The 272-nt window shown below is 57.7% G+C and carries 1 protein-coding gene; it reads right to left on the bottom strand.

Annotated elements, in window-relative coordinates; genetic code table 11:
- Nucleotides 1–272 (bottom strand): sulfatase-like hydrolase/transferase (locus SB756_RS30135; RefSeq protein ID WP_410913244.1); only part of this gene is annotated, 272 nt, incomplete at both ends.

The raw sequence follows: 272 nt of genomic DNA, 5'->3' as shown, positions 1-272 counted from the left end.
CCCAGAAAATCGCCATGGTCACTGGTGAAGACGATCAAGGTGTCGTCCCAGCGGCCGTTGCTTTGCAAATAATCGAACAGCCGGCCGAGTTGATCGTCGATCTGTTTGATCAGGCCCATGTAGGTTGGAATGACCGTGAGCCGCACTTCGTCACGGGAAAAATTCACGCTCTCCTGGTGCTGACGGAACGCCTGGTATACCGGGTGATCGCTGGTGTGCTCCGGCTGGATCGGCGCCTGGATATGCTCGGCGCCGTACAACGCGTGATAGGG

Origin of the sequence: Pseudomonas sp. SIMBA_068 (assembly GCF_046534705.1) — a bacterium.
Lineage (GTDB): Bacteria > Pseudomonadota > Gammaproteobacteria > Pseudomonadales > Pseudomonadaceae > Aquipseudomonas > Aquipseudomonas putida.
The sequence above is the reverse complement of the archived record's forward strand: the minus strand, read 5'-3'. Positions and strand labels throughout refer to the sequence as shown.